At 66.4% G+C, this 21202-nt stretch carries 26 protein-coding genes; 15 read left to right on the top strand and 11 right to left on the bottom strand.

From position 1 onward, the window contains the following. Positions 1-40 precede the first annotated feature (40 nt). The gene (locus ASG64_RS17685) at positions 41-754 is read left to right on the top strand and encodes a Clp protease N-terminal domain-containing protein (RefSeq protein ID WP_056074907.1); all 714 of its coding nucleotides are present in this window, start codon (positions 41-43) and stop codon (positions 752-754) included. Positions 755-763: 9 nt separating this feature from the next. On the opposite strand, the gene ASG64_RS17680 is transcribed toward ASG64_RS17685, so the two are convergent. Further along, on the bottom strand, positions 764-1588 hold the full coding sequence (locus ASG64_RS17680; protein WP_056075198.1) for an SDR family NAD(P)-dependent oxidoreductase: 825 nt from the start codon (positions 1586-1588) through the stop codon (positions 764-766). Between the two features lie 127 nt (positions 1589-1715). On the opposite strand from ASG64_RS17680, the gene ASG64_RS17675 reads away from it, so the two are divergent. The 4 genes from ASG64_RS17675 (at position 1716) to ASG64_RS17660 (ending at position 5554) form a co-directional block, all read left to right on the top strand. Then, complete coding sequence (locus ASG64_RS17675) at positions 1716-2195, top strand: SRPBCC family protein (protein ID WP_056074906.1); 480 nt, start codon at positions 1716-1718, stop codon at positions 2193-2195. 25 nt (positions 2196-2220) lie between these two features. Then, positions 2221-3135, top strand: coding sequence for a TIGR03620 family F420-dependent LLM class oxidoreductase (locus ASG64_RS17670; protein ID WP_056075195.1), 915 nt, complete (start codon positions 2221-2223; stop codon positions 3133-3135). Between the two features lie 63 nt (positions 3136-3198). Next, on the top strand, positions 3199-4185 hold the full coding sequence (locus ASG64_RS17665) for an ABC transporter substrate-binding protein (protein ID WP_042575678.1): 987 nt from the start codon (positions 3199-3201) through the stop codon (positions 4183-4185). 43 nt (positions 4186-4228) lie between these two features. Next, positions 4229-5554 (top strand): lipase family protein, encoded by a 1326-nt coding sequence (locus ASG64_RS17660; RefSeq protein WP_056074904.1) that lies wholly within the window; start codon positions 4229-4231, stop codon positions 5552-5554. A 56-nt stretch (positions 5555-5610) separates the two neighbouring features. On the opposite strand, the gene katG is transcribed toward ASG64_RS17660, so the two are convergent. After that, positions 5611-7791, bottom strand: coding sequence for a catalase/peroxidase HPI (katG, locus tag ASG64_RS17655; RefSeq protein ID WP_042575679.1), 2181 nt, complete (start codon positions 7789-7791; stop codon positions 5611-5613). Between the two features lie 91 nt (positions 7792-7882). Next, entirely contained in the window at positions 7883-8287 is a 405-nt protein-coding gene (locus tag ASG64_RS17650; protein WP_042575680.1) for a Fur family transcriptional regulator, read from the bottom strand. A gap of 159 nt (positions 8288-8446) precedes the next feature. On the opposite strand from ASG64_RS17650, the gene ASG64_RS17645 reads away from it, so the two are divergent. Next, positions 8447-8797: a nitroreductase/quinone reductase family protein gene (locus ASG64_RS17645; protein WP_056074903.1), complete on the top strand. Its 351-nt coding sequence runs from the start codon at positions 8447-8449 to the stop codon at positions 8795-8797. A 14-nt stretch (positions 8798-8811) separates the two neighbouring features. On the opposite strand, the gene ASG64_RS17640 is transcribed toward ASG64_RS17645, so the two are convergent. Continuing rightward, complete coding sequence (locus ASG64_RS17640) at positions 8812-8979, bottom strand: helix-hairpin-helix domain-containing protein (protein ID WP_231568751.1); 168 nt, start codon at positions 8977-8979, stop codon at positions 8812-8814. Positions 8980-9008: 29 nt separating this feature from the next. Next, a complete protein-coding gene (locus tag ASG64_RS17635; RefSeq protein ID WP_156148962.1) occupies positions 9009-9629 on the bottom strand; it encodes an FKBP-type peptidyl-prolyl cis-trans isomerase in 621 nt (206 codons plus the stop codon). Between the two features lie 140 nt (positions 9630-9769). Between ASG64_RS17635 and ASG64_RS17630 the strand changes: the two genes are divergently transcribed. Together ASG64_RS17630 and ASG64_RS17625 are read left to right on the top strand one after the other, a co-directional pair. Next, positions 9770-10333, top strand: coding sequence for a dihydrofolate reductase family protein (locus ASG64_RS17630; RefSeq protein ID WP_056074901.1), 564 nt, complete (start codon positions 9770-9772; stop codon positions 10331-10333). 15 nt (positions 10334-10348) lie between these two features. Further along, on the top strand, positions 10349-10624 hold the full coding sequence (locus ASG64_RS17625) for a YrhK family protein (protein WP_056074899.1): 276 nt from the start codon (positions 10349-10351) through the stop codon (positions 10622-10624). A 109-nt stretch (positions 10625-10733) separates the two neighbouring features. Here ASG64_RS17625 and ASG64_RS17620 read toward each other — a convergent pair whose 3' ends face one another. Further along, positions 10734-11192, bottom strand: coding sequence for a VOC family protein (locus ASG64_RS17620; protein WP_056074897.1), 459 nt, complete (start codon positions 11190-11192; stop codon positions 10734-10736). Positions 11193-11601: 409 nt separating this feature from the next. Between ASG64_RS17620 and ASG64_RS17615 the strand changes: the two genes are divergently transcribed. Together ASG64_RS17615 and ASG64_RS17610 are read left to right on the top strand one after the other, a co-directional pair. After that, entirely contained in the window at positions 11602-12042 is a 441-nt protein-coding gene (locus ASG64_RS17615; RefSeq protein ID WP_235579644.1) for a VOC family protein, read from the top strand. Beyond that, positions 12039-12320 (top strand): winged helix-turn-helix transcriptional regulator, encoded by a 282-nt coding sequence (locus tag ASG64_RS17610; protein WP_056074893.1) that lies wholly within the window; start codon positions 12039-12041, stop codon positions 12318-12320. Before ASG64_RS17615 ends, ASG64_RS17610 begins: the two co-directional genes overlap by 4 nt. 228 nt (positions 12321-12548) lie before the next feature. Here ASG64_RS17610 and ASG64_RS22210 read toward each other — a convergent pair whose 3' ends face one another. The 4 genes from ASG64_RS22210 to ASG64_RS17595 form a co-directional block, all read right to left on the bottom strand. Next, the gene (locus tag ASG64_RS22210) at positions 12549-12683 is read right to left on the bottom strand and encodes a hypothetical protein (protein ID WP_268793340.1); all 135 of its coding nucleotides are present in this window, start codon (positions 12681-12683) and stop codon (positions 12549-12551) included. A gap of 68 nt (positions 12684-12751) precedes the next feature. After that, positions 12752-13165: a VOC family protein gene (locus ASG64_RS17605; RefSeq protein WP_056074891.1), complete on the bottom strand. Its 414-nt coding sequence runs from the start codon at positions 13163-13165 to the stop codon at positions 12752-12754. 10 nt (positions 13166-13175) lie between these two features. After that, positions 13176-13613: a helix-turn-helix transcriptional regulator gene (locus ASG64_RS17600; protein WP_056074889.1), complete on the bottom strand. Its 438-nt coding sequence runs from the start codon at positions 13611-13613 to the stop codon at positions 13176-13178. 10 nt (positions 13614-13623) lie between these two features. Continuing rightward, a complete protein-coding gene (locus tag ASG64_RS17595) occupies positions 13624-14205 on the bottom strand; it encodes a TetR/AcrR family transcriptional regulator (protein WP_056075192.1) in 582 nt (193 codons plus the stop codon). 115 nt (positions 14206-14320) lie between these two features. Between ASG64_RS17595 and ASG64_RS17590 the strand changes: the two genes are divergently transcribed. Further along, the gene (locus ASG64_RS17590) at positions 14321-15709 is read left to right on the top strand and encodes a cytochrome P450 (protein ID WP_056074887.1); all 1389 of its coding nucleotides are present in this window, start codon (positions 14321-14323) and stop codon (positions 15707-15709) included. Positions 15710-15755: 46 nt separating this feature from the next. Beyond that, complete coding sequence (locus ASG64_RS17585) at positions 15756-17036, top strand: lipase family protein (protein ID WP_056074885.1); 1281 nt, start codon at positions 15756-15758, stop codon at positions 17034-17036. Between the two features lie 12 nt (positions 17037-17048). Here ASG64_RS17585 and ASG64_RS17580 read toward each other — a convergent pair whose 3' ends face one another. Beyond that, positions 17049-18218, bottom strand: coding sequence for a thiolase family protein (locus ASG64_RS17580; protein WP_056074883.1), 1170 nt, complete (start codon positions 18216-18218; stop codon positions 17049-17051). Positions 18219-18317: 99 nt separating this feature from the next. On the opposite strand from ASG64_RS17580, the gene ASG64_RS17575 reads away from it, so the two are divergent. Genes ASG64_RS17575 through ASG64_RS17565 form a run of 3 tightly spaced genes read left to right on the top strand, consistent with a single transcriptional unit; the run spans position 18318 to position 21201 of the window. After that, positions 18318-18839 (top strand): winged helix-turn-helix transcriptional regulator, encoded by a 522-nt coding sequence (locus ASG64_RS17575; protein WP_056074881.1) that lies wholly within the window; start codon positions 18318-18320, stop codon positions 18837-18839. Between the two features lie 44 nt (positions 18840-18883). After that, on the top strand, positions 18884-20329 hold the full coding sequence (locus ASG64_RS17570) for an aldehyde dehydrogenase family protein (protein WP_056074879.1): 1446 nt from the start codon (positions 18884-18886) through the stop codon (positions 20327-20329). Then, positions 20326-21201 (top strand): oxygenase MpaB family protein, encoded by an 876-nt coding sequence (locus ASG64_RS17565; RefSeq protein ID WP_056074877.1) that lies wholly within the window; start codon positions 20326-20328, stop codon positions 21199-21201. The genes ASG64_RS17570 and ASG64_RS17565 overlap by 4 nt, the downstream gene beginning before the upstream one ends. The last annotated feature ends 1 nt before the right edge of the window (position 21202 follow it).

Raw genomic sequence — 21202 nt, 5'->3', positions numbered from 1 at the left:
ATGTGTTGACGGTCGGGGTTCGTCAACTTAGAGTTGACGCATGACGGACAAGACAGCAATCACGAACGTTCGACTCGACGACCTCATCGAAGCGATCTCACGGTCGAACGACGACGCACTGAGCCAGCTCAGCGGTGCGATGGTCGTCGCCGATCACCTCGGGGACGTGGCCGACCACCTCATCGGCCACTTCGTCGACCAGGCCCGTCGGTCGGGTGCATCGTGGACGGAGATCGGCCGCAGTATGGGCGTCAGTAAGCAGGCCGCCCAGAAGAAGTTCGTGGCCAAGCCTCGCTCGGAGGAACCGCTGAACGCGAGCCAGGGCTTCTCCCGATTCACCACGCGCGCTCGCAACGTCGTCGTCTCGGCGCAGACAGAGGCGAGGGACCGTAGATCCGCCACCATCACGCCAGGGCACCTCGTGCTGGGCATGCTGGCCGAGCCGGACTCGTTCGGCGTGCAACTGCTGGGGAAGCAGTCCATCTCGGTCGACGATCTGCGGAGTGCCGTGGGCACCGAACCGAGCCCTGTCGCTGCCGATCTACCTACCCTGATCCCGTTCGATCAGGACGCCGCGAAGGCGCTGGAGTTGACGTTCCGGGAGGCGCTCCGGCTGGGCCACGACTACGTGGGGACCGAACACATCCTTCTCGCGCTGCTCGAACACGAGAACGGCTCCGGGCTGTTGCACGGCCTGGGCGCGAACAAGGCCAGGGTCGACGCCGATCTGGCGGAGGCCCTGGCCCTGTCGTGAGTGACGCTGCTACATGGCGCGGCGCATGACCGAGAAGTAGGTCGCCGGGAACAGTCGCGCCAGGATGTCGACGGAGTGCGCACTCGCCGCGATCAGAACGCGGCCCTTGCGCTTCTCCACACCGTCGAGGATGCGTAGAGCGGCCTTGTCTGCCGGGTAGGTGAGCAGCTTCGCGAAGGTGGCCTTGCCCGCCTCGATCTCCTTGTCGGTGGCACCGGCGGCCGATCCGGCGGTCTCGGCGATCCGGGTCTTGATGCCGCCGGGATGCACGGACGTGACGCCGATGTTCGGAGCGAGTTCGTGGCGCAGGCACTCCGTGAAGCCGCGGATGGCGAACTTGCTCGACGAGTACGCCGACTGGCCGGGAGGGGCCACGATCCCGAACAGGCTGGACACGTTGACGATGTGCGAGCCGGGCGAGCGACGCAACGTGGGAAGCAGTCGACGTGTGATGTCCACCGGCGCACGGAAGTTGATGTCCATCACCGTATCGAAATCCTTGGCCGACAGCTGCTCGAACGACCCGCCGAAGGCGATGCCGGCATTGTTGATCAGCAGATCGATGCGCTTGTGCCGCTCGACGATGCCGTCGATGGCGATACCCAGACGGTCCAGATCGGACAGATCGGCGACCACGGTGTCGATGGACCGGGCGGGGGAGGCCGCACCGATGGCCTGCGCGACGTCTGCGAGACGCTCGGCGTCCCTGTCGAGAAGGATGAGATCGGTTCCGCGGCGGGCGAGTTCGTACGCCATCTGTTCGCCCATTCCACTGGCTGCGCCGGTGACCAGCGCGGTGGCGCCCGGGAAACGGAAGGGGGGGAGGGACGGCATGAACACTCCTGGAAGTAGGTGACGGTGTGCAGTCGACTCTGCACGACGTAGGCCGGTCCTTCTTGACTCTGTACGACACCGCGTCGGAAACGGCATTCTCCGGTGGCGGCCTCGATACGGTGGCGCGGTGACCGAATCTTCCACACCCGCTCTCGCGTCGGGAACCGTCACGGTGCGCGCCGACGCCGACACCGTGTACGCCGCCGTCACGGACCTGGACCGTCTCGCCGACTTCGCCGACGAGGCCCACACGATGCGCTGGAAGAGCGGCTCGTCGGCGGGAGTCGGTGCGACGTTCGTCGGGAGTAATCGCAACGGCCTGCACCGATGGTCGACGACGTGCACCGTGACCGACGCCGATCCGGGGCGCGCGTTCGCCTTCGACGTCGCGTACGGACCTTTCTCCATCCCGATCGCGCACTGGCGATACGACGTGGAGCAGTCGTCGGACGGAACCGTGGTCACGGAGCGGATGTGGGATCGACGTCCGGGATGGTTCGTGGGCATCGGCGGGCTGGCCACGGGCGTCCGTGATCGTGCCACCGCCAACACCGCGAACATCGCGGCGACACTCGACAGGCTCAGGCAGTCGGTCGACCGGGTCTGACCCCGCCGCGTGCACACTGGTGAACATGACTTCCGACGCGACCATCGGCCTCTGGACGGGAACTCTCGACGGCGTGCCCGTCACCGACGTCACGGACGTGGTGAGGCAGGTCGAACAGCAGGGGTGGCACTCGCTCTGGTTCGGTGAGGCGTACGGGCGTGAAGCACTCACCGCGGCTCAGCTCTACCTCGGCGCCACGTCCTCGCTGGTGGTCGGAACCGGTATCGCCAGCATCTACGCCCGTGATGCCGTCGCGACGGCGTCCGCCGCGCGGACCCTGCACGCCGTGTCGGGCGGCCGCTTCGTCCTGGGTCTCGGTGTCTCCCACGCACCCCTCGTCGAACGTATGCGCGGGCATCTCTACGCGAAACCTGTTGCAGCGATGAGGGAGTACCTCGACGCTCTGGACGCTGCACCGGCCGCGGTGGCGGGGGAGGAGGAGAACCCGCCGCGGCTGCTCGCGGCCCTCGGTCCGAAGATGATCGAGCTGTCGCGGGATCGCACCGCCGGCGCTCATCCGTACCTCGTGACACCGGAGCACACGTCGATGGCGCGCGAGATCCTCGATGCGGGCGACAGCGAGCACCGTCCGGAACTCGTGGTCGAACAGGCCGCCGTGGTGGACCCGGCCGCGGACTCGGACGAGTCGGTGTGGAGCGAACGGGCTCACGCCCATCTGAACATCTACACGGGACTTCCCAACTACCGGAACAACTGGGAGCGACTGGGTTTCGGGCAGGACGACTTCGTCCGAGGCGGGAGCGCGAAGCTTGCCGATGCCATGGTCACGCGGGGCCTCGAGGCCACCACTCGACGCGTCCAGGAGCACATCGACGCCGGCGCGACGAGCGTGGTGGTCCAGGTGCTCGGCGCCCGGATGGACGTTCCACCGGTCGGGGACTGGGCGCGGCTCGCGGGTGCACTCGGGTTGGGTCGGTAGACGGGCGCAGCGCCTCTGAGGTTAGCCTTACTTCAAACGATCTGATCTCTCGAAGGGTGTCTCATGCGCGTCTCCGTCGGTGTGTCCGTCGCGGCCACGGTTCTACTTCTCGGCACGGCGGCGTGCAGCTCGTCGGACACCGACTCCGCACCGACGGAGTCGAACGGTGCCTTCCCGGCGCAGATCACCGACAAGTTCGGCACCGTGACGGTCGACGCCGCGCCGGAGCGCCTGGTGACCGCCGGGTACAACGATCAGGACTTTGCGCTCTCGCTGGGCGTCACGCCCGTCGCCACACGCGGTTTCTCCGGGTACGACTACGCGACCCGCCCGTGGGCGCAGGATCAACTGGCCGGCAACACCATCACCGAGGTCGGCAGCGACACACTCGACGTCGAAGGCGTGGCGGCGGCCGAACCGGACCTGATCATGGCCACCTACGCGTACCTCGAGGAGCCGGAGTACCAGCAGCTCGGTCGGATCGCGACCACGGTGGGCGATATCGCCGGTTCGGACGGGTCGGAGACGCCGTCGTGGCGGGATCAGCTGGCGGCCTACGGAACTGCGCTCGGCAAGACCGCCGAGGCGGACACCGTGCGCACGGAGGTGGACGCGAAGTTCTCCGACGCCACCGCGCAGAACCCGTCGTTCGAGGGTCGCACCGCCGCGGTCGCTCTGTACCTCGACGGCACGTTCTACATCCTCGACAGCGGAGATCCCCGCAACCGCTTCTTCACCGACCTCGGATTCACCACTCCGGAGACCACCGGACTCGTCAGCGCCGAGCGCTACGACCTGCTCGATCAGCAGACACTCGTCCTCCTCGGTGTCACACCCGAGGATGTCGCGGGCAACGCGTTGCTGCAGAGCCTGAACGTCGTGAAGGACGACCGGACGGTGTACGTCGGTGAGTTCGGCACACCGGTACCCGCTGCACTCGGCTTCGCGAGCCCGCTGAGCCTCCCGTACGCCGTGGATGCACTGGTTCCGGTGCTCTCCCGCGCATCCGACGACGACCCGTCGACCCGAGTCGGCACGGTGGAGGGCTGAGCGCACGGGTTAGTGTGACCCGACGACAGGGGTAACCGTAGGCATGAGTATCGAACAGCACCAGCGGGACGTGGATCCGCCCGAGACCGAGCACTGGTCGGAGGGACCCGTCACGACGCCGGAGCGGGACCCGTTCTACCTCCCTCCCGAGGGCTTCGAGAACGCCGCCTGCGGTGATCTCCTGAGGTCGCGTCCCGTGCGCATCGGGGTGTTCGGCCGAGTGCGCCAACGTCTGCAGGCGTGGCAGTTGCTCTACCGCACGCAGGACCTCGAGCGGCATCCCCGTGTCGGCGTCACCACCGTGCTGCTGCCGGCCGGTGCTCGCCCGGATGCACGCCGTCCGTTGTTGTCGTACCAGTGCGCCATCGACGCGGTCTCGGGCCGGTCGTTCCCGTCCTACGCACTGCGTCTGGGATCGCACGCGCGCGGCTCGGTGCCGCAGTACGAATTCCTGCTGGTGCTGCACGCGCTACGCCTGGGGTGGGCCGTGAGCATCCCCGATCACGAAGGTGCGGAGGGTCATTGGGGCGCTCCGCTCGAGCCCGGTTACTGCACCCTCGATGCCGTCCGGGCTGCCGTGTCGTTCGACGAACTGGGCCTCGACACCTCCACGCCCGTCGGCCTCTGGGGCTACTCCGGTGGTGGACTGGCCTCCTCGTGGGCCGCCGAGGCGGTCGACGAGCATGCCCCGGAACTCGACGTGGTCGGAGCGGTCCTCGGGTCACCGGTGGGTGACCCGGCATCGGCATTCTTCCGCCTCAACGCGACCCGCTACGCCGCGCTACCTGCCCTCGTCATCGAGGGGTTGCGGCTGACGTATCCCGACCTCGACGCGGTGATGCAGGAATTCGTGAACGACGAGGGCCTGGAGCTGCTCGCGTCGACGAACAAGATGACGACGATGCAGGCGATCATCGCGCTGCGCGGGTTCGACCTGGATCGCTACGCGACCATCCCCATCGCCGACGTCATGGCGAAACCCGAGATGGTGACGATCTTCGAGGAGATCCAACCCGGGCGTTCGGCTCCCGAGTTCCCGCTCCTCGTCCTGCAGGCGACGCACGATCAGATCATCGCGGTGGACGACGTCGACGGTCAGGTGACGCGGTACCGCGATGCGGGTGCCTCCGTGCAGTACATCCGCGACCGGACCAGCGAACACATCACCTTGCTGCCACTGTCGGTGCCGTTGACGCTGCGCTGGCTCGACGACCGGTTCGCCGGACGGCCGACGGGGGAGCAGTCGACCACGACGGTGTGGTCGGTCGCCTGGTCGCTGCGCAGCGCGGCGGGGTATCTCGCGCTCGCCGGGTCCGCAGCGAGAGCGCTCGTCGGTCTGCCTATCTCGACCCGCCGCTCACGCCGCTGAGACGACACCACCCCCGCACCGAGAACCGATGCGGGGGCGGTGATGGTCAGGAGAGATCAGGCCAGTTCGAAGCGATCCAGCATCATGACCTTGTCCCACGCGGCGACGAAGTCCTGGACGAACTTGTCCTTCGCGTCGTCGCAGGCGTACACCTCGGCGATGGCGCGGAGTTCGGAGTTCGAGCCGAACACCAGGTCGTTACGGGTGCCGGTCCACTTCGTCTCACCGGTGGCAGCATCCTTGGCCTCGTAGATGCCGTCCTCGGACGTGGGAACCCACTCGGTGCCCATGTCGAGGAGGTTCACGAAGAAGTCGTTGGACAGTGTGCCGACCTTGTCGGTCAGAACGCCGTGCGACGAGTTCTGGTAGTTGGCGCCGAGGACACGCAGACCACCGACGAGGACGGTCAGCTCGGGTGCGCTGAGCGACAACAGGTTCGCCCGGTCGACGAGGGAGTACTCCGCCGGCAGCTTCTGGCCCTTGCCGAGGAAGTTACGGAAGCCGTCGGCCTTCAGCTCGAGGTCGGAGAACGAATCGACGTCCGTCTGCTCCTGCGTGGTGTCCATGCGGCCCGGGGTGAACGGAACGCTGACGCCCGATGCCTTCTCGAGTGCCGCGACGCCGCCGAGGACGACGAGGTCGGCGAACGAGACCGTTCCGGAGAACGACTCCTGGATGCCCTCGAGCACGCGGATGACCTGTGCCAACTCGTCGGGCTCGTTGACCTCCCAGCCGGCCTGCGGCTGCAGACGCAGGCGACCGCCGTTGGCACCGCCGCGCTTGTCGCTGACGCGGAAGGACGACGCTGCGGCCCACGCGGTCGAGATGAGCTGCTCGGTGCTCAGCCCGGAATCGAGGATCGCGGACTTGAGCTCGGCGATCTGTGCGTCACCGATCAGCTCGTGGTCGACGGCCGGGATCGGGTCCTGCCACAGCAGGGTCTCCGACGGCACCTCGGGTCCGAGGTACCGGCTGACCGGTCCCATGTCGCGGTGGGTCAGCTTGAACCACGCCTTCTGGAACTCTTCCGCGAGCTCCTCCGGGTGGTCGAGCCAGCGACGGGTGATCTGCTCGTAGATCGGGTCGACGCGCATCGCGATGTCCGAGGTGAGCATCGACGGATGGCGACGCTTGGTCGGGTCCGCGGGATCCGGAACCAGGTCCGCACCCTCACCGTTCTTCGGACGCCACTGGTGAGCGCCGCCGGGGCTCTTGTAGAGCTCCCACTCGAAGCCATAGAGGGTCTCGAGGAAGGTGTTGTCCCACTGGGTCGGGGTCGGGGTCCAGATGACCTCGAGGCCACTCGTGATCGCGTCCGCGCCGACACCGCTCTGGAAGCTGTTCTTCCAGCCGAGGCCCATCTGCTCGATCGGGGCGCCCTCGGGCTCGGCTCCGATGTGCGCATCGGGGTCGGCCGCACCGTGGGTCTTGCCGAAGGTGTGTCCGCCGACGGCCAGTGCTGCGGTCTCGACGTCGTTCATGGCCATGCGGCCGAAGGTCTCGCGGATGTCCAGTGCGGACTGCACGGGATCCGGGTTGCCGTTCGGGCCTTCGGGATTGACGTAGATCAGACCCATCTGCACGGCGGCCAGCGGGTTCTCGAGGCTCGTGCGATCACCGTTGTAGCGCTCGTCACCCAGCCAGGTCTGCTCGGGGCCCCAGTAGACATCCTCGTCCGGCTCCCAGGCGTCGACGCGACCGCCGGCGTAGCCGTAGGTCGGCAGTCCCATGGACTCGATGGCGACGTTGCCGGTGAGCACGATCAGGTCGGCCCAGGAGAGCTTGCGGCCGTACTTCTGCTTCACGGGCCAGATCAGGCGACGGGCCTTGTCCAGGCTGGCGTTGTCCGGCCAGCTGTTCAGCGGTGCGAAGCGCTGCATGCCGGCTCCGGCCCCGCCGCGTCCGTCCTGCTTGCGGTACGTGCCGGCAGCGTGCCACGCCATGCGGATGAAGAAGGGGCCGTAGTGGCCGAAGTCCGCGGGCCACCAGGGCTGCGAGTTCGTCATGACGGCTTCGATGTCGCGCTTGACCTCGGCGAGATCGAGCGAGTTGAACTCGGCCGCGTAGTCGTAGTCGGCGCCCATCGGATCACCGACGGCGGGGTTCTTCTTCAGGATCTTGAGGTTCAGTGCCTTGGGCCACCACTCGTGGTTGGTGCCACCCTCGACCGGCATCGGCATCTTGTCGTGCATGACAGGGCAGCCGCCGGACGCGTCCTGCGGCTGGTCCTGGTTCATCTCTTTTTCGCGTGTTGTGTGGTCCTCGGACACGAGTTTCCCTCCAAGAGAAGATGAATGAACTGATCTCGGGCGCCTTCGCGCCACGGGATCAGGGGCTGACGCTGGTGGAGCAGTTCTCGCACACGCCCCAGTAGATGACCTCGGCTTCGTCGACGACGAAACCATGGGCCTCCGACGGAGTGAGGCACGGAGCCTCGCCGACGGCGCATTCCACATCGGCGATGGTGCCGCACGCGCGGCACACGACATGGTGGTGATTGTCGCCGATTCTGCTCTCGTACCGCGACACCGAACCGGACGGCTGGATGCGCCGGACCAGTCCCGCGGAGGTGAGGGCATGGAGCACGTCGTACACGGCCTGGCGGGACACGTCGGGCAGGGTGGCCCGAACGGCTCCGTAGACCGTGTCGGTATCGGCGTGCGGGTGTTCGTGCACCGCGTCGAGCACCGCCAGACGAGGGCGGGTGACTCGGAGCGCGGCACCACGCAGCATCTCCGGGTAGTTCGACGATGGGCTCACGTCGACCAGTATGCACGACTTATCTGGAATGAGTCAGGAAACGGGGCGCGAACACCGGCCGAACGGCGTGTCGTGGTGCCGTGGCACAGGCATGATGCGAGGCGACATCCATCGCTCGCAGGGGGACCGAAGATGACCGCATTCCAGACCGTCGCCAACGCCGCCAACACGATCGTCAGGCCCCTGATGGGCCTGCCGGTGCTCTCGTCCGTCCTCGGCCGCGGGCTCGCCACGCTCACCTACGTGGGCCGACGCTCGGGCAAGACCATCTCGCTGCCGGTGTCGTATCGGAAGTCCGGATCGACGGTCACGGTGATGGTCGCCGCACCGAGCCAGAAGTCGTGGTGGCGCAACTTCCACCCGGACGGCGCTCCGGTCACCGTGGACATCGCCGGCAGAGAGCATCAGGGAACGGCAGTGGCGACTCTCTCCGAGAAGGGTGGGGTGCGGGTCACCATCGACCTCGCGACGACGTCGTCGTGACTGCCTAGGAACCGTCACGTCGGTTGGCCGCGTGCGCCTTCCAGTTTCCTGATCGCCGCGGGACCCACCCCGTGAAGTGCTCGCAACTCGGCAAGATCTGTCGGCAGGTCGCTCACCGTGCAATAGCCCGCGTCGATCAAAGCGCCCACCGCCGGCCGACCGATGCGGACACCGTCGAACACGGGACCACGGTCGACCGGGTGGACCTCCATCAGCTGACGCCGAGGACCTTGATCGCGAAGATCAGCGAATCGCCGGCCTCGATGCCGGCGCGCGGCTGACCGTTGGGGTAGCCGTCTGCGGAGGTCACCGCGACGCCGATCGTGGATCCCACGGTCTGACCGGCGATGGCCTTCTGGAAACCGGCCACGACACCGTCGAGGGGGAATTCGACGGGGGCACCGCGCTCGTAGCTGCTGTCGAAGGTGGATCCGTCGCGTCCGTTCACGCCCATGTAGCAGACGGAGACGGTGGCATCCGCCGCGACGACAGGGCCGTCGCCGGCCTGCAGCGTCTTCACCTGCGTCTCGGCCACACCGAACGGGGCCTGCACGGTGACCAGGGGAGCGGCGTCGTCGGTGGATCCGGTCACCGCGATGCTGCCGGTGTCCCCGTCGAGCGTCCACTCGGCGGCAGCACCCGACTCGGGCGCGGCGGTGGGGCACGACTCCGCAGCGGCGGTCGACGATGATCCGGAGCCGGACGACGCGGTGGTCGAGGTGCCGGCAGACGTCGTGTCCGCATCGGAACTGCATCCGGACAGAACCAGGACGAGAGACGCGGACGAGGCCAGCAGGACACCGAGAGTGCGAGAAGAGTTCACGCACGACACGCTACAGCCGTCCGACTACTCGACCGCCCGGGCGAGTGCAGCGGTGACCGGGTCGAGCGATGACTTTCCCGGGGTCCATAGGTCATTGTGTTCGTGGGGCCGAACGGCGTCCACGGAGACCACCCGGAAGGAGTTCACCGATGCGCACACTGATCGTCACCGCGTTCGTCTCACTCGACGGCGTGATGGAGGCGCCCGGTGGAGAGGCCGGCTACCGCAACGCGGGCTGGACCTTCAACGATGTCGAGTTCGACGCGGCTGCGTACGAGATCAAGGGTCGTGAGCAAGGAGAGTCCACCGCACTGTTGCTCGGTCGACGGTCGTACGAGGCATTCGCGCCTGTGTGGCCGACGATGGAGGACTTCGCCGGGTACAACGCGATGCCGCGGTACGTGGTCTCGACGACCCTCGACGGGGACGACTCGCGCTGGCCCGCAACGGTTTTGCGGTCGGTCGACGACGTGGCCGCGTTGAAGGAGGCCGACGGCGGACCGATCATCGTGCACGGGAGCGCAACCCTGGGACGGGCATTGGCCGATGCCGGGTTGGTCGATCGGTACCACCTGCTGGTGTTTCCGTTGCTGCTCGGTGCAGGCAAGCGCCTGTTCAGCGACGCGGACAAGGATGCGACACTGCTGACACTGGTCGAGCACGAGGTCTACGGCAACGGGATACAGAAGCAGGTCTTCGATGTACGCAACTGATCGGTGGGGACACGGATGAGCAATCCGATCACGGTGACGATCGGCCGTGAAGAACTGATCATCAGACAACGGTGGGAAGTCGTCAGCATCATCAACGACATCCTGGTCGCCGTGTGGTTCATCGCCGGCAGCGTTCTGTTCTTCCATGAATCGACCACCACGGCGGGAACGTGGCTGTTCCTGATCGGCAGCATCGAACTGTTGATCCGGCCGGTCATTCGACTCGCACGTCGGGTGCACCTGACTCGCCTGCACGCGCCGGCCGACGACAGTGACGGCGGGGAGTACTGATCCACGACCGAATTGCCATAACCTGACATAATGTCGATTATCGGCAGTTATTGTCGGTGCCGATCAACTCCATCGGGCGTCGCCCTTCCTGCGCAACCCGGCCTAGTCGTCACTGCGGCGGCTCCATGAATTCGATGGTCTCGCCATCCGGGCCCACTGCGTACACGACTCGGGTGCCCACCTTGGTGCCGCCGGCGATCGGTTGTGGAGTTCCCTGCGCCCTCCATCCGAACTCCGCGATACGCGTCAGGACCGCATCGATGTTGTCGACCTCGAAAGCCAGATGTGCGAAACCCGGATCGTAGGGTCGAGACGACCCCCGCTGTCCCTGCACGTTGCGATATTCCAGCAGCTCGATCGTCTGACCCGCAGCGGAAACCACCGCCATCCGGACTGCGGCCCCGTGCGCTCCGGTGACCTCTCCGAGAAAATCTCCACCCATCTCACCGATGCGTTCGAGGGTCGCTCCGAGACCGTCGATCCAGAACCGAAGGGCGTCATCGAGCACACCGACGGAGAATCCGACATGGTCGGAGCGGTGTAGTCGAAACGACGTCGTATCAGCCATGGAACCAATTGTCGCCCACAGCGATTGTGCCGATAGCGCCGGGCGCGCTGGGATTCGAACCACTTGTTCCGTGACACCCGCCCCGGAGAACGTCGAGGCTGCATATCGTTCCGAAGCTCTGACGGAGGTCACCTGGGCATCCCGCAGTGGTCGTCCTTGGCGTCGATGCTTCACGACATTCGAAGTGCTGTCGTCTCGGGCGAGCCGATCGGCGACTGGAACCCTGTTCTGGCCGATGGAACTCTCGACTGGGACGTCCGGGGCCGGCGACGGCAGGCAAAGGCGTCGACAGTTCGCACAGCCGTCTCCCGTCCGCTTTTCGAGCGCAACCCGATGTCGGAAACATCTGGCGCGCATCTGTCGTCGACCCGGGTCCTATGCCGTACGGCTCCGCCCGCAGTACCAGGCATTGACGTCGCACTTGTATTTTGCAAGTGTATCCCACATGAGCCTCTTCATCACCTGTCCGGTCGAGAGCGTCGAGCGCGCGACTACCTTCTACCGATCCCTCGGTTGGCCTCTGATCGAGCAAATGTCGGATGACAACGTGTCGTGCTTCTCGATCGCCCCGGAGCAGTACGTCATGCTCGGCAGCCGCGAGATGTACGCGAGCGTCGGCGGCGTCGAGGACCTTGTCGGGGATTCTCGTACCCCGTCGAAGGTCACGGTGTCGTTCGATCTCGGCAGCCGCGAAGCGGTCGACGAGCTCGTCGAGCGCGCCCGTGCCGCCGGTGGGCGGATCGGCGATACCGACGATTACCCCTTCATGTACCAGCGGCAGTTCGACGACCTCGACGGCTACCACTACTCACCGTTCTGGATGAAGCCGGACGCCGATTCGGCGGAATGAGCGATCTCGCTCGGGCCCTCGACGTCGTCGGAGCGCGATGGGCGTTGCTGATCGTGGAGCGTCTACTCGACGGGCCGCAGCGTTACGGCGATCTCCAGCGCGATCTCGGAGTGCCGACCAACATGCTGGCGACCCGCCTCCGTGAGCTGCAGGAAGCCGGCGTTCTGACTCGACTCCCCCTGCGCCACAACACTCGGGCCTACGCGCTGACCGATCGTGGACTTGCCTTGCGCGACGCGATCGTCGCACTCGGACTCTGGGGCGAGGAGAACTCTTGAAAGCTGACATGAGCGAGCGCACCGTCCCCGTCACAGTCCGCACAACCCGCAACCGTTGCGGGAAGGTCGAACCTGCTCCGCTTCCAGCAAGGCTCTCCGGTTACAACCGGAGCAGGTTGCCGAAACCGGAGGATGTGGGTCGATCGTGTGCTGCGCGTGTTCTACACCTTCGCCGTGCCGCACTTCGAGGACGTTGTCTACCGGTTCGACTGATGCGTGACCGCGCACCTAGCGAGCCGGGTCGCCGATACCGCTGTCGTCGTCGCCCTCGGCCTGATCGGGCTGGTGGGTTGTGGATTCGAGCATGTCGGGATCTGCGTCCGGGTCGTAATCGTCGGCCTGCTTGTCGGACGGGCTACTCATCATAATGTCTCCTTGTCGATTCCTCGGGCACAGGTACCCGAGGGTCGCGCGGTGAAACCGGAGAGCGACTACTGCTGCCGTTGCTGGATGCGGATCAGGTTGCCGGCGGGGTCACGCACTGCGCAGTCCCGGATGCCGTACGGCTGATCGATGGGCTCCTGCACGATGTCCGCGTCGGCGGCCTGCAGCGCGTCGAAGGTCTTCTCGAGGTCGTCGCTGGCCAGCAGGATTCCGCCGTACGTGCCCTTGGCCATCATCTCGGTGATGACGCGGCGCTCGTCCTCCGTGATCGCCGGATCGACGGCGGGCGGGGTGAGGACGATGGCGGTGTCCGGTTGTCCGGGAGGGCCGACGGTGAGCCAGCGCAGATTTTCGTAGCCGACGTCGAGTCGCACCTCGAAGCCGAGCAGGTCCCGGTAGAAGGTCAGCGCCGCTTCCGGGTCGTCCTGGGGAAGGAAGCTGGATGCAATGGAGAGTGTCATGGCGACGACCCTAGAGAGCCTTGTGGCCGCTCGCTTCTCGATTCCTGATCGGTCGGGTGACCACCTTCTCGATGCAGGAGGGCGCCCCGGCTTCGGTGGCGCGGTTCTGCTGCCGGTACGCACTCGGTGGTGATCCGACCAGCTCGGTGAAACGAGTGCTGAAGGTACCCAGCGACGAGCATCCGACGGCGAAGCAGATGTCCGTCACCGACAGATCGCTCCCGCGCAGGAGCGCCATCGCACGCTCGATGCGTCTCGTCATCAGGTAGGAGTACGGCGATTCGCCGTAGGCGGCGCGGAACTGCCTGCTGAGGTGGCCGGCGGACATGTGTGCGCCCTCCGCGAGCGCCTCCACGTTCAATGGCTGTGCGTAGTCGCGGTCCATACGATCGCGCACGCGGCGTAGTCGTCGGAGGTCCTCGAGCCGCTGCGCATCGGACGTGGTCATGGAATCTCGATCACTCGGGAGCGTGGAGGAGACCGTGGAGCGCGCGCATGCAGAGCGCGTGCACATCCTCCGCCGAGATCGAACGACGGTCCACCCAGTCGACGCACACTGCGCGGACGAACGCTACCCATCCCCGCACGGCCGCCCTGGTCACCTCGTCCGCACCGCCTTCGGGACCCAGTGCAGCGAGGATGCGCTCCTGCTGGATCTCGAGCTCCGCGGTCAGGGTGGCTTGTATCTCGACGTCACCGGACATGGTGCCGCGGTTGAGTGCTCGCAAACCGTGCGCATGGTCGGCGGAGTAGCGGATGTAAGCGGTGAGGCCCGCCGCGACCTGCTCGTCGACGGGAAGTGTGGTGTCCGGCGCGGTCATCTCGACCATGCGCGCCGATTCGAGCCGGATGATGTCGGCGAAGAAGTCACGCTTGGAGTCGAAGTAGTGGTACATCAGACCGCGCGAGACGCCCGCGAGGTCCGCGACTTCCTCGATCCACACCTCGTCGTACGGCCGTTCGGCGAACAGCCGTGACCCGATCTCGAGCAGCTGGTGCCGACGCTGATCGGGCGAGAGGCGCTTACGTGGGGTGGTCATGACGTGGGTCATTCTACGGGAGTGAGCGTGATACTTGACACGCGTTCAGTAGCGCGTAGCGTGCCTTGTTGCATGCCGGTTCAGTAAGCCGGATCCTCTGCCGAAAGGTCCGACCGTGGCCACCACGATCCCGTCCGTAACCCCCGCACTCCCCCACCCTCGTCGACGCCTTCCCCTGCTCGGCGATGTGCTCGGAGTGCACGCGACGACTCCGGTGCAGGATTCGGTGGCGCTCGCACGAGAACTCGGTCCCATCTTCGAGCGCGTCGTCTTCGGACGTCGCTTCGTGATCGTGTCCGGCGCTGACCTCGTGGAGGAGATGAGCGACGAGACACGCTTCGTCAAACACGTGGCGCCCGCGGTGGCAGGTCTCCGGTCGATCGGCGGGGACGGGCTGTTCACGGCGTACTCGCACGAGCCGAACTGGCGCAAGGCCCACGATCTGCTCCGACCGGCGTTCACGCAGTCGGCCATGCGCAGCTATCACGACATCATGCTCGACGTGGCAGGACAACTGGTGTCGCACTGGTCTTCTCGTGACCGAGTCGACGTCTCGTCGGACATGACGAAACTGACACTCGAGACCATCGGACGCACCGGTTTCAGCTACAGCTTCGACTCCTTCACGCGCGCCGAGACGCACCCGTTCGTGCGTGCGATGGTCCGTACTCTCCAGCACAACCAGCGGCGCGCACTCCTCCCTGTTCCCGGCAGTGATCTGTTGTTCCGGAGGAGGAATCGTCGCAACGACGAGGACAAAGCCTTCATGGCCGACCTTCTCGACGACATCGTGCGGGCACGCCGTGACGGTGAGACTCACGGGGACGGCGATCTGCTCGACATCATGTTGCAGGCGGCGCGGGACGGTGATCCGAACGCTCTGGACGAGGTCAACATCCGGCACCAGATAATCACCTTCCTCATCGCCGGCCACGAGACGACGTCGGGCTCGTTGTCCTTCGCGCTGTACTACCTCTCACGGAACCCCGAGCTGTGGGCGCAGGCCCGCGCGGAGGTCGACGAGGTCTGGGGATCGAGCGCCCCGTCGTTCGAGCAGGTCGGCAAGCTCCGTTTCGTGCGTCGGGTGCTCGACGAGGGGTTGCGTCTGTGGCCGACCGCGCCCGGGTACGCCCGCGAAGCCAGGACCGACACGACGGTGGGAGGTCGCCGAATGGCCGCCGGCGACTGGGCGCTGGTGCTGATCCCCGGGTTGCATCGCGATCCGGTGTGGGGCGCCGATCCGGAGAAGTTCGATCCCGACCGTTTTCTGTCGGCCAACGTCAGGGCGCGCCCCCCGCACGCCTACAAGCCGTTCGGTACGGGCGAGCGCGCCTGCATCGGCCGGCAGTTCGCGATTCACGAGTCGCTGATCGTCCTCGGCACGATCCTGCAGACGTTCGACGTGGCGCCCGATCCGGACTACGAGCTCGTCATCGAGGAGCGACTGACCCTCATGCCGAAGGGCTTCGAACTGTCCTTGACACATCGGGCCGGAACTGTCTAGTTTCAGGACGCCTGCCGGGGGGTCCGTGCGGTGGAGAGGGTCCTTCATGAAGTTGTCCCGTCGGTTCGTGGTGCTGACCGTCGCCGCCGCGCTGGTCGTAGTCGGCGCGGCACCCGCGTATGCCTCTCCCGCGGACGATTTCTACACCCCACCGACCACGCTCACGAGTGCTCCCGGCACCGTGATCAAGACGGAGCCGATGCCGCTCTATCTCGCGGCGCCCGGTGCCGGTGGGTCGTATCCGGCTGTGGCACAACGCGTCATGTACACCTCGCGAACCGAGAACGACGAGCCCGTCGCCGTCACCGGGACGTACATCGACACCGCCGTGCCGTGGCGCGGCTCCGGTCCGCGGCCCACCGTCGTGGTGGCACCGGGCACCGTAGGGCAAGGAGATCAGTGCGCGCCCTCGCGAGCGTTTCCTCTCGCACTGAACCTCACGACGGACCCGCTGTCGCTGTCCGCGAACCAGGAGCTCGTGTCCTCGACCCTGTGGGGATCGATGGGCGCGCGGGTGTTCGTCACCGATTACATCGGACTCGGAACGCCCGGCGTGCACACCTACGTCAACCGTCCTGAGCAGGCGCACGCGGTGTTGGACGGTGCCCGCGCTGCCACTGCACTGGCCGGCGACCCGGACTCCCCCATCGGGCTCTGGGGATACTCGCAGGGCGGCGGTGCCACGGCAGCCGCGGCCGAGTCCGCTGCGTCCTACGCACCGGACCTGAACATCAAGGGAACCTGGGCGGGCGCACCCACCGCCGATCTCCTCGACGTGTTGAACCGGGTGGACGGCACGTTGATCGGCGGGGTCATCGGGTACGCCCTCAACGGAGTTCTCGAACGCAACCCGTCGCTGCGCTCACGGGTCGAGGAGCGTGTGTCCGACTACGGCAAGGCCGTTCTGAGCGACCTTTCCACCGAGTGCATCGCCGACACGATCCTGAAGTACCCGTTCCTGCGCACCGAGACGCTGACGAAGGACGGGCTGTCGATGTCCGAGAATCTACGGTCCATTCCCGAGGCGGGGCCCATCTTCGACAAGCTGCGCACCGGCGCACTGACACCGTCGGCCCCGGTCTTGATCACCAGCGGCATCAACGACGACACGGTGCCGTACGGACAGGCTCGGGACCTGGCGAACGAGTGGTGCGGGCAGGGTGCGTCGGTGACGTTTCGATCGAATCCGTTGCCGCCGATTCTTCCGGGGGCGGTGTTGCCCAACCACTTCGGGCCTCAGATCATCGACGGCTACGGCGGCGAGGCCGCGGCGTACCTGATGGACAGGTTCGCCGACGTCCCGACCGCCGGGTGCAGCATCGACTGATCGGTCAGCGCCTCAGAGTCGTTCGATGATCATCGCGTTCGAGCGGCCGCCTGCTTCACACATCACCTGCAGTCCGTACCGGGCACCGCGGGCTTCCAGAGCGTGCAGCAACGTGGTCGTGAGCCGAGCTCCGCTGGCGCCCAGGGGGTGCCCCAGGGCGATGGCACCGCCGTGAACGTTGACCTTCGCGAGATCGGCACCGGTGTCCGTCGCCCAGGCCAGGACGACGGATGAGAACGCTTCGTTGACCTCGAACAGATCGATGTCGTCGATGCCCAGGTTCGCGCGGGCGAGGACCTTGCGGGTGGCCGGGATGACAGCTGTCAGCATGTACAGCGGGTCGTCGCCGGCGACGGCGACGGAGTGCACGCGAGCTCGTGGTCGTAATCCGAGACGCCGGGCGTTGTCACTGGTAGTCACCATGACGGCGGCGCTGCCGTCGTTGATCTGGCTGGCGTTTCCGGCGGTGACGTTCCAGTCGATCTGCGGGAATCGGACGGCCATGTCGGGATCGAAGAACGCCGAGCGCAGGCGCGCCATCGAGTCGAGGTCGGACCCGACGCGGATGCCCTCGTCCGTCTTCAGTTCGCCCACAGGGCTGATCTCTGCCGAGAACAGTCCGCTGTCCCTCGCCGTTGCCGCCTTGGCGTGGGATGCGAGCGCGAACTCGTCCAGTTCTGCCCGGCTCAGGCTCCACCGCGCGGCGATCAATTCCGCGCTGATGCCTTGAGGCACCAGACCGTCGGGGTAGCGCTCGTCGAACGCGGTGCCGTTCAGGTCCTCCGCGCCGACGACCGAGGCGCCCATCGGCACCCGGCTCATCGACTCGGATCCGGCGGCGACGGCGAGGTCGTACGCTCCTGCGACGACTCCCTGAGCGGCGAAGTGCAGAGCCTGCTGACTACTACCGCACTGCCGGTCGATGGTCGTCGCGGGCACCGAATCGGGGAAACCGGCGGCGAGGACGGCGCGGCGAGTCATGTTCAGTGACTGCTCCCCCACTGCCGTCACTACCCCACCGATCACGTCGTCGATCTCGGTGGGATCGATCCCGCTGCGCTGCACCACCTCGCGCAGGCTGTGGGCCATCAGATCCACGGGGTGCACGTCGTGTAGTCCCCCGTTCGCCTTGCCCCTGCCCAGCGGGGTTCGAACTGCCTCGACGATCACTGCATCTCTCATCAGAATTCTCCGAATGCTCTCTGCCGGTGCGTGCTCCGATGCCGCACAGGTCGACTGTACGAGCTGACTATAGTTCTATCAAGTCAGTACACTGGTGGCATGGCTCTCACCTTGGACGGACCCCTCGCCGACAGAAGCGCCTGGGCAACCGGTGAGCGATGTTCTATCAGTCGCGCGATGGGGGTGATCGGCACGCGGTCGACCATGCTCATCATCCGCGAGGCCTGGTACGGCACAACGCGATTCGACGATTTCGCAGCACGCGTAGGGATCACCGATGCGATCACCTCGGCCCGACTGAAAGAGCTGGTCCAGGCCGGAATCCTGGTCAAGAGGCCCTACCGCCCCGACAAGGGCAGGACGCGCCACGAATACGTGTTGACGCATATGGGTGACGATCTGGTGCCTATCGTCCTGAGCCTGATGCAGTGGGGCGACACGTATCTCCAGGAATCGGCTCCGCTGTCGGTTGTCGACGAGGACAGTGGCGACACGGTGCGAGTCTCCGTGACGACAGCGTCGGGAGCGCCGGTCGACATCGACCGTCTGCACCTTCGCGTTGCTCAGGAGTCACCGACCACGGTCGGCTCGGTCATTGTTACGGACGCAGAAGAGTCATAGTGTCACCGATCACAGTGGTACACCCGCGCGATCGAGGGATATAGATGACCGTCCAGCACTCTCCGGACCGCACGACCGAGACATCGCCCGACGGGGAGGTGACAGCCGCCGTCGCCCGCGCCCGCGATGCGTTCCAGTGGTGGGGTCGGTTGGACTACGCGGACCGCAAGGGCTGGCTGCTCGAGTTCCGATCGACGATCGCGCGGACCTCCGCTTCTCTCATCGACACGATGCGGGAGGAGACGGGCAAACCGAAGGACGACGCCCTCCTCGAGGTGATGCTCGCGGTCGAACACCTGACATGGGCGGCCAAGAACGCGCGCCGTGTGCTGCGGGAGCGATCGGTGTATCCGGGTGTCGTCAGCATCAATCATGCTGCGTCCGTGCGCTATCAGCCGATGGGTGTCGTCGGTGTCATCGGCCCGTGGAACTACCCGGTCTACACGCCGATGGGCTCGATCGCGTACTCCATGGCCGCCGGCAACACGGTGGTGTTCAAGCCCAGCGAGCTGACTCCCCGCACCGGACTCTGGCTTGCCGACGCGTGGGCGTCGCTCGCGGCACCGCACCAGGTGCTGCAGACGGTGACCGGTGACGGCCGAGTCGGCGAGGCGCTGTGTCGATCCGGCGTGGACAAGCTCGCGTTCACCGGGTCGACGGCGACGGCCAAGAAGGTGATGGCGGTATGCGCGGAGACGTTGACACCGATCGTCGTCGAAGGTGGGGGCAAGGACGCGCTCATCGTCGACGCGACCGCCGACATCGAGGCGGCGGCCACCTTCGCGGCGTTCGGCGCCATGGGCAATGCGGGTCAGACCTGCGCGGGTGTCGAGCGCATCTACGTCGTCGACGAGGTGGCCGACAAGTTCATGGCGGCCCTCACCTCCCGTGTCCGCGGACTACGGGTCGGCGACGCGGACGACTCGCAGTACGGACGCATGACGTTGCCGAAGCAGGTGGACATCGTGCGCGATCAGGTCGAGGACGCTCTCGCACGCGGCGGCCGCGCCGTGGTGGGTGGAATCGACTCGATCAGGGCACCGTTCGTCGACCCGATCGTGCTGGTCGACGTTCCCGAGGACAGTTCGGCCGTCGCCGAGGAGACGTTCGGCCCGACCGTGGTGGTGAACCGGATCCGCGACCTGGACGAGGGAATCGAGAAGGCCAACGCCTCGAAGTACGGCCTCGGCGCCTCCGTGTTCACGGCGTCGGCAGCAGCGGCAGAGCGCGCGGCGGACCGATTGCGGGTCGGTGTCGTCACGATCAACTCCGTCCTGGGCTTCGCCGCCGTGGGAGCACTTCCGTTCGGCGGTGTCGGCGACTCCGGGTTCGGTCGCATCCACGGCGCCGACGGACTCCGCGAATTCTCGAGGGTCAAGTCGGTCACCAAGCAGCGTTTCGCAGCCCCGCTCGGCCTGGTGACGATGACGCGGAAGAAGCGCGATGTCACAGTCGCTCGATTGCTGCTGACGAAGGTCTACGGCCGATGACCACGGTCCTCCCGCGGCCCCGACGGGGGCGCGGCGGGTGGGCGCAGGTGATCGACGATCTGGATCCGGTGCGCGATGCCCCCACCATCGTGAAGATCACCGCCGGGTGTGAATTCCCGTGGGACTACCAGCGATCGCTCGAGTTCGCCCTCTTCCGCACGTACTGTGTTCCCACGATCTCGAACCTGCTCCGGCGGACCGGCGAGTTCGAGAAGCGCCCGCAGAAACGGTACGACGACACGGCGCTCCTGATGGGCGAACTCGTGGAGCACGGGTACGACTCGGAACGCGGACGTGCGTCGCTCCGCACGGTCAACCGCATGCACGCGCGCTACGACATCTCGAACGACGACATGCTGTACGTGCTGTCGACGTTCGCGTTCGATCCCCTCGACTGGATCGACCGGTACGGCTGGCGCCGACTGCGTCCGAACGAGCGCCGCGCCGGAGTCGAGTTCTACCGCCAGGTGGGCATCCGTATGGGTATCCGGGACATCCCGACATCCGACGAGGAGTTCCACGCGTTCAAGCTCCGGTACGAACGGGAGCAGTTCCTCTTCTCCGACGACAACCGTGCGGTCGGCGAGTACACCCGTGACCTTCTCGCATCGTGGTACCCGAGGCCGCTGGGGCCGGTGGTCCGCACCGCCGTCCACTCGATGATCGACGCCGACATGACGGCAGCGTTCGGATTCCCGCCGGCACGCCCCGCTGTCACCTCGACACTCCGCGCGGCCTTGCAGATGCGCTCCGGACTGGTGCGGGTACTACCGAAGCGGACCGTCTCGCGGTCCGGTCGAGATCCTCGTAATCGCACCTATCCCGGGTATCCGGACGGGTACCACCCCACCGATCTGGGGGTCCGGGCCTAGT

Source organism: Rhodococcus sp. Leaf247, assembly GCF_001426185.1.
GTDB lineage: Bacteria > Actinomycetota > Actinomycetes > Mycobacteriales > Mycobacteriaceae > Rhodococcoides.
Note: the sequence above shows the minus strand (reverse complement) of the source record. Positions and strands in the feature narration are given on the sequence as shown.

Coding starts and splice junctions, on each gene's coding strand:
- ASG64_RS17625 (WP_056074899.1), top strand. CDS start 10,349: ATGAGCAATCCGATCACGGTGACGATCGGCCGTGAAGAACTGATCATC.
- ASG64_RS17665 (WP_042575678.1), top strand. CDS start 3,199: ATGCGCGTCTCCGTCGGTGTGTCCGTCGCGGCCACGGTTCTACTTCTC.
- ASG64_RS17570 (WP_056074879.1), top strand. CDS start 18,884: ATGACCGTCCAGCACTCTCCGGACCGCACGACCGAGACATCGCCCGAC.
- ASG64_RS17565 (WP_056074877.1), top strand. CDS start 20,326: ATGACCACGGTCCTCCCGCGGCCCCGACGGGGGCGCGGCGGGTGGGCG.
- ASG64_RS17580 (WP_056074883.1), bottom strand. CDS start 18,218: ATGAGAGATGCAGTGATCGTCGAGGCAGTTCGAACCCCGCTGGGCAGG.
- ASG64_RS17645 (WP_056074903.1), top strand. CDS start 8,447: ATGACCGCATTCCAGACCGTCGCCAACGCCGCCAACACGATCGTCAGG.
- ASG64_RS17630 (WP_056074901.1), top strand. CDS start 9,770: ATGCGCACACTGATCGTCACCGCGTTCGTCTCACTCGACGGCGTGATG.
- ASG64_RS17685 (WP_056074907.1), top strand. CDS start 41: ATGACGGACAAGACAGCAATCACGAACGTTCGACTCGACGACCTCATC.
- katG (WP_042575679.1), bottom strand. CDS start 7,791: ATGAACCAGGACCAGCCGCAGGACGCGTCCGGCGGCTGCCCTGTCATG.
- ASG64_RS17660 (WP_056074904.1), top strand. CDS start 4,229: ATGAGTATCGAACAGCACCAGCGGGACGTGGATCCGCCCGAGACCGAG.
- ASG64_RS17650 (WP_042575680.1), bottom strand. CDS start 8,287: ATGCTGCGTGGTGCCGCGCTCCGAGTCACCCGCCCTCGTCTGGCGGTG.
- ASG64_RS17575 (WP_056074881.1), top strand. CDS start 18,318: ATGGCTCTCACCTTGGACGGACCCCTCGCCGACAGAAGCGCCTGGGCA.
- ASG64_RS17605 (WP_056074891.1), bottom strand. CDS start 13,165: ATGACACTCTCCATTGCATCCAGCTTCCTTCCCCAGGACGACCCGGAA.
- ASG64_RS17620 (WP_056074897.1), bottom strand. CDS start 11,192: ATGGCTGATACGACGTCGTTTCGACTACACCGCTCCGACCATGTCGGA.
- ASG64_RS22210 (WP_268793340.1), bottom strand. CDS start 12,683: ATGAGTAGCCCGTCCGACAAGCAGGCCGACGATTACGACCCGGACGCA.
- ASG64_RS17610 (WP_056074893.1), top strand. CDS start 12,039: ATGAGCGATCTCGCTCGGGCCCTCGACGTCGTCGGAGCGCGATGGGCG.
- ASG64_RS17595 (WP_056075192.1), bottom strand. CDS start 14,205: ATGACCACCCCACGTAAGCGCCTCTCGCCCGATCAGCGTCGGCACCAG.
- ASG64_RS17680 (WP_056075198.1), bottom strand. CDS start 1,588: ATGCCGTCCCTCCCCCCCTTCCGTTTCCCGGGCGCCACCGCGCTGGTC.
- ASG64_RS17600 (WP_056074889.1), bottom strand. CDS start 13,613: ATGACCACGTCCGATGCGCAGCGGCTCGAGGACCTCCGACGACTACGC.
- ASG64_RS17670 (WP_056075195.1), top strand. CDS start 2,221: ATGACTTCCGACGCGACCATCGGCCTCTGGACGGGAACTCTCGACGGC.
- ASG64_RS17585 (WP_056074885.1), top strand. CDS start 15,756: ATGAAGTTGTCCCGTCGGTTCGTGGTGCTGACCGTCGCCGCCGCGCTG.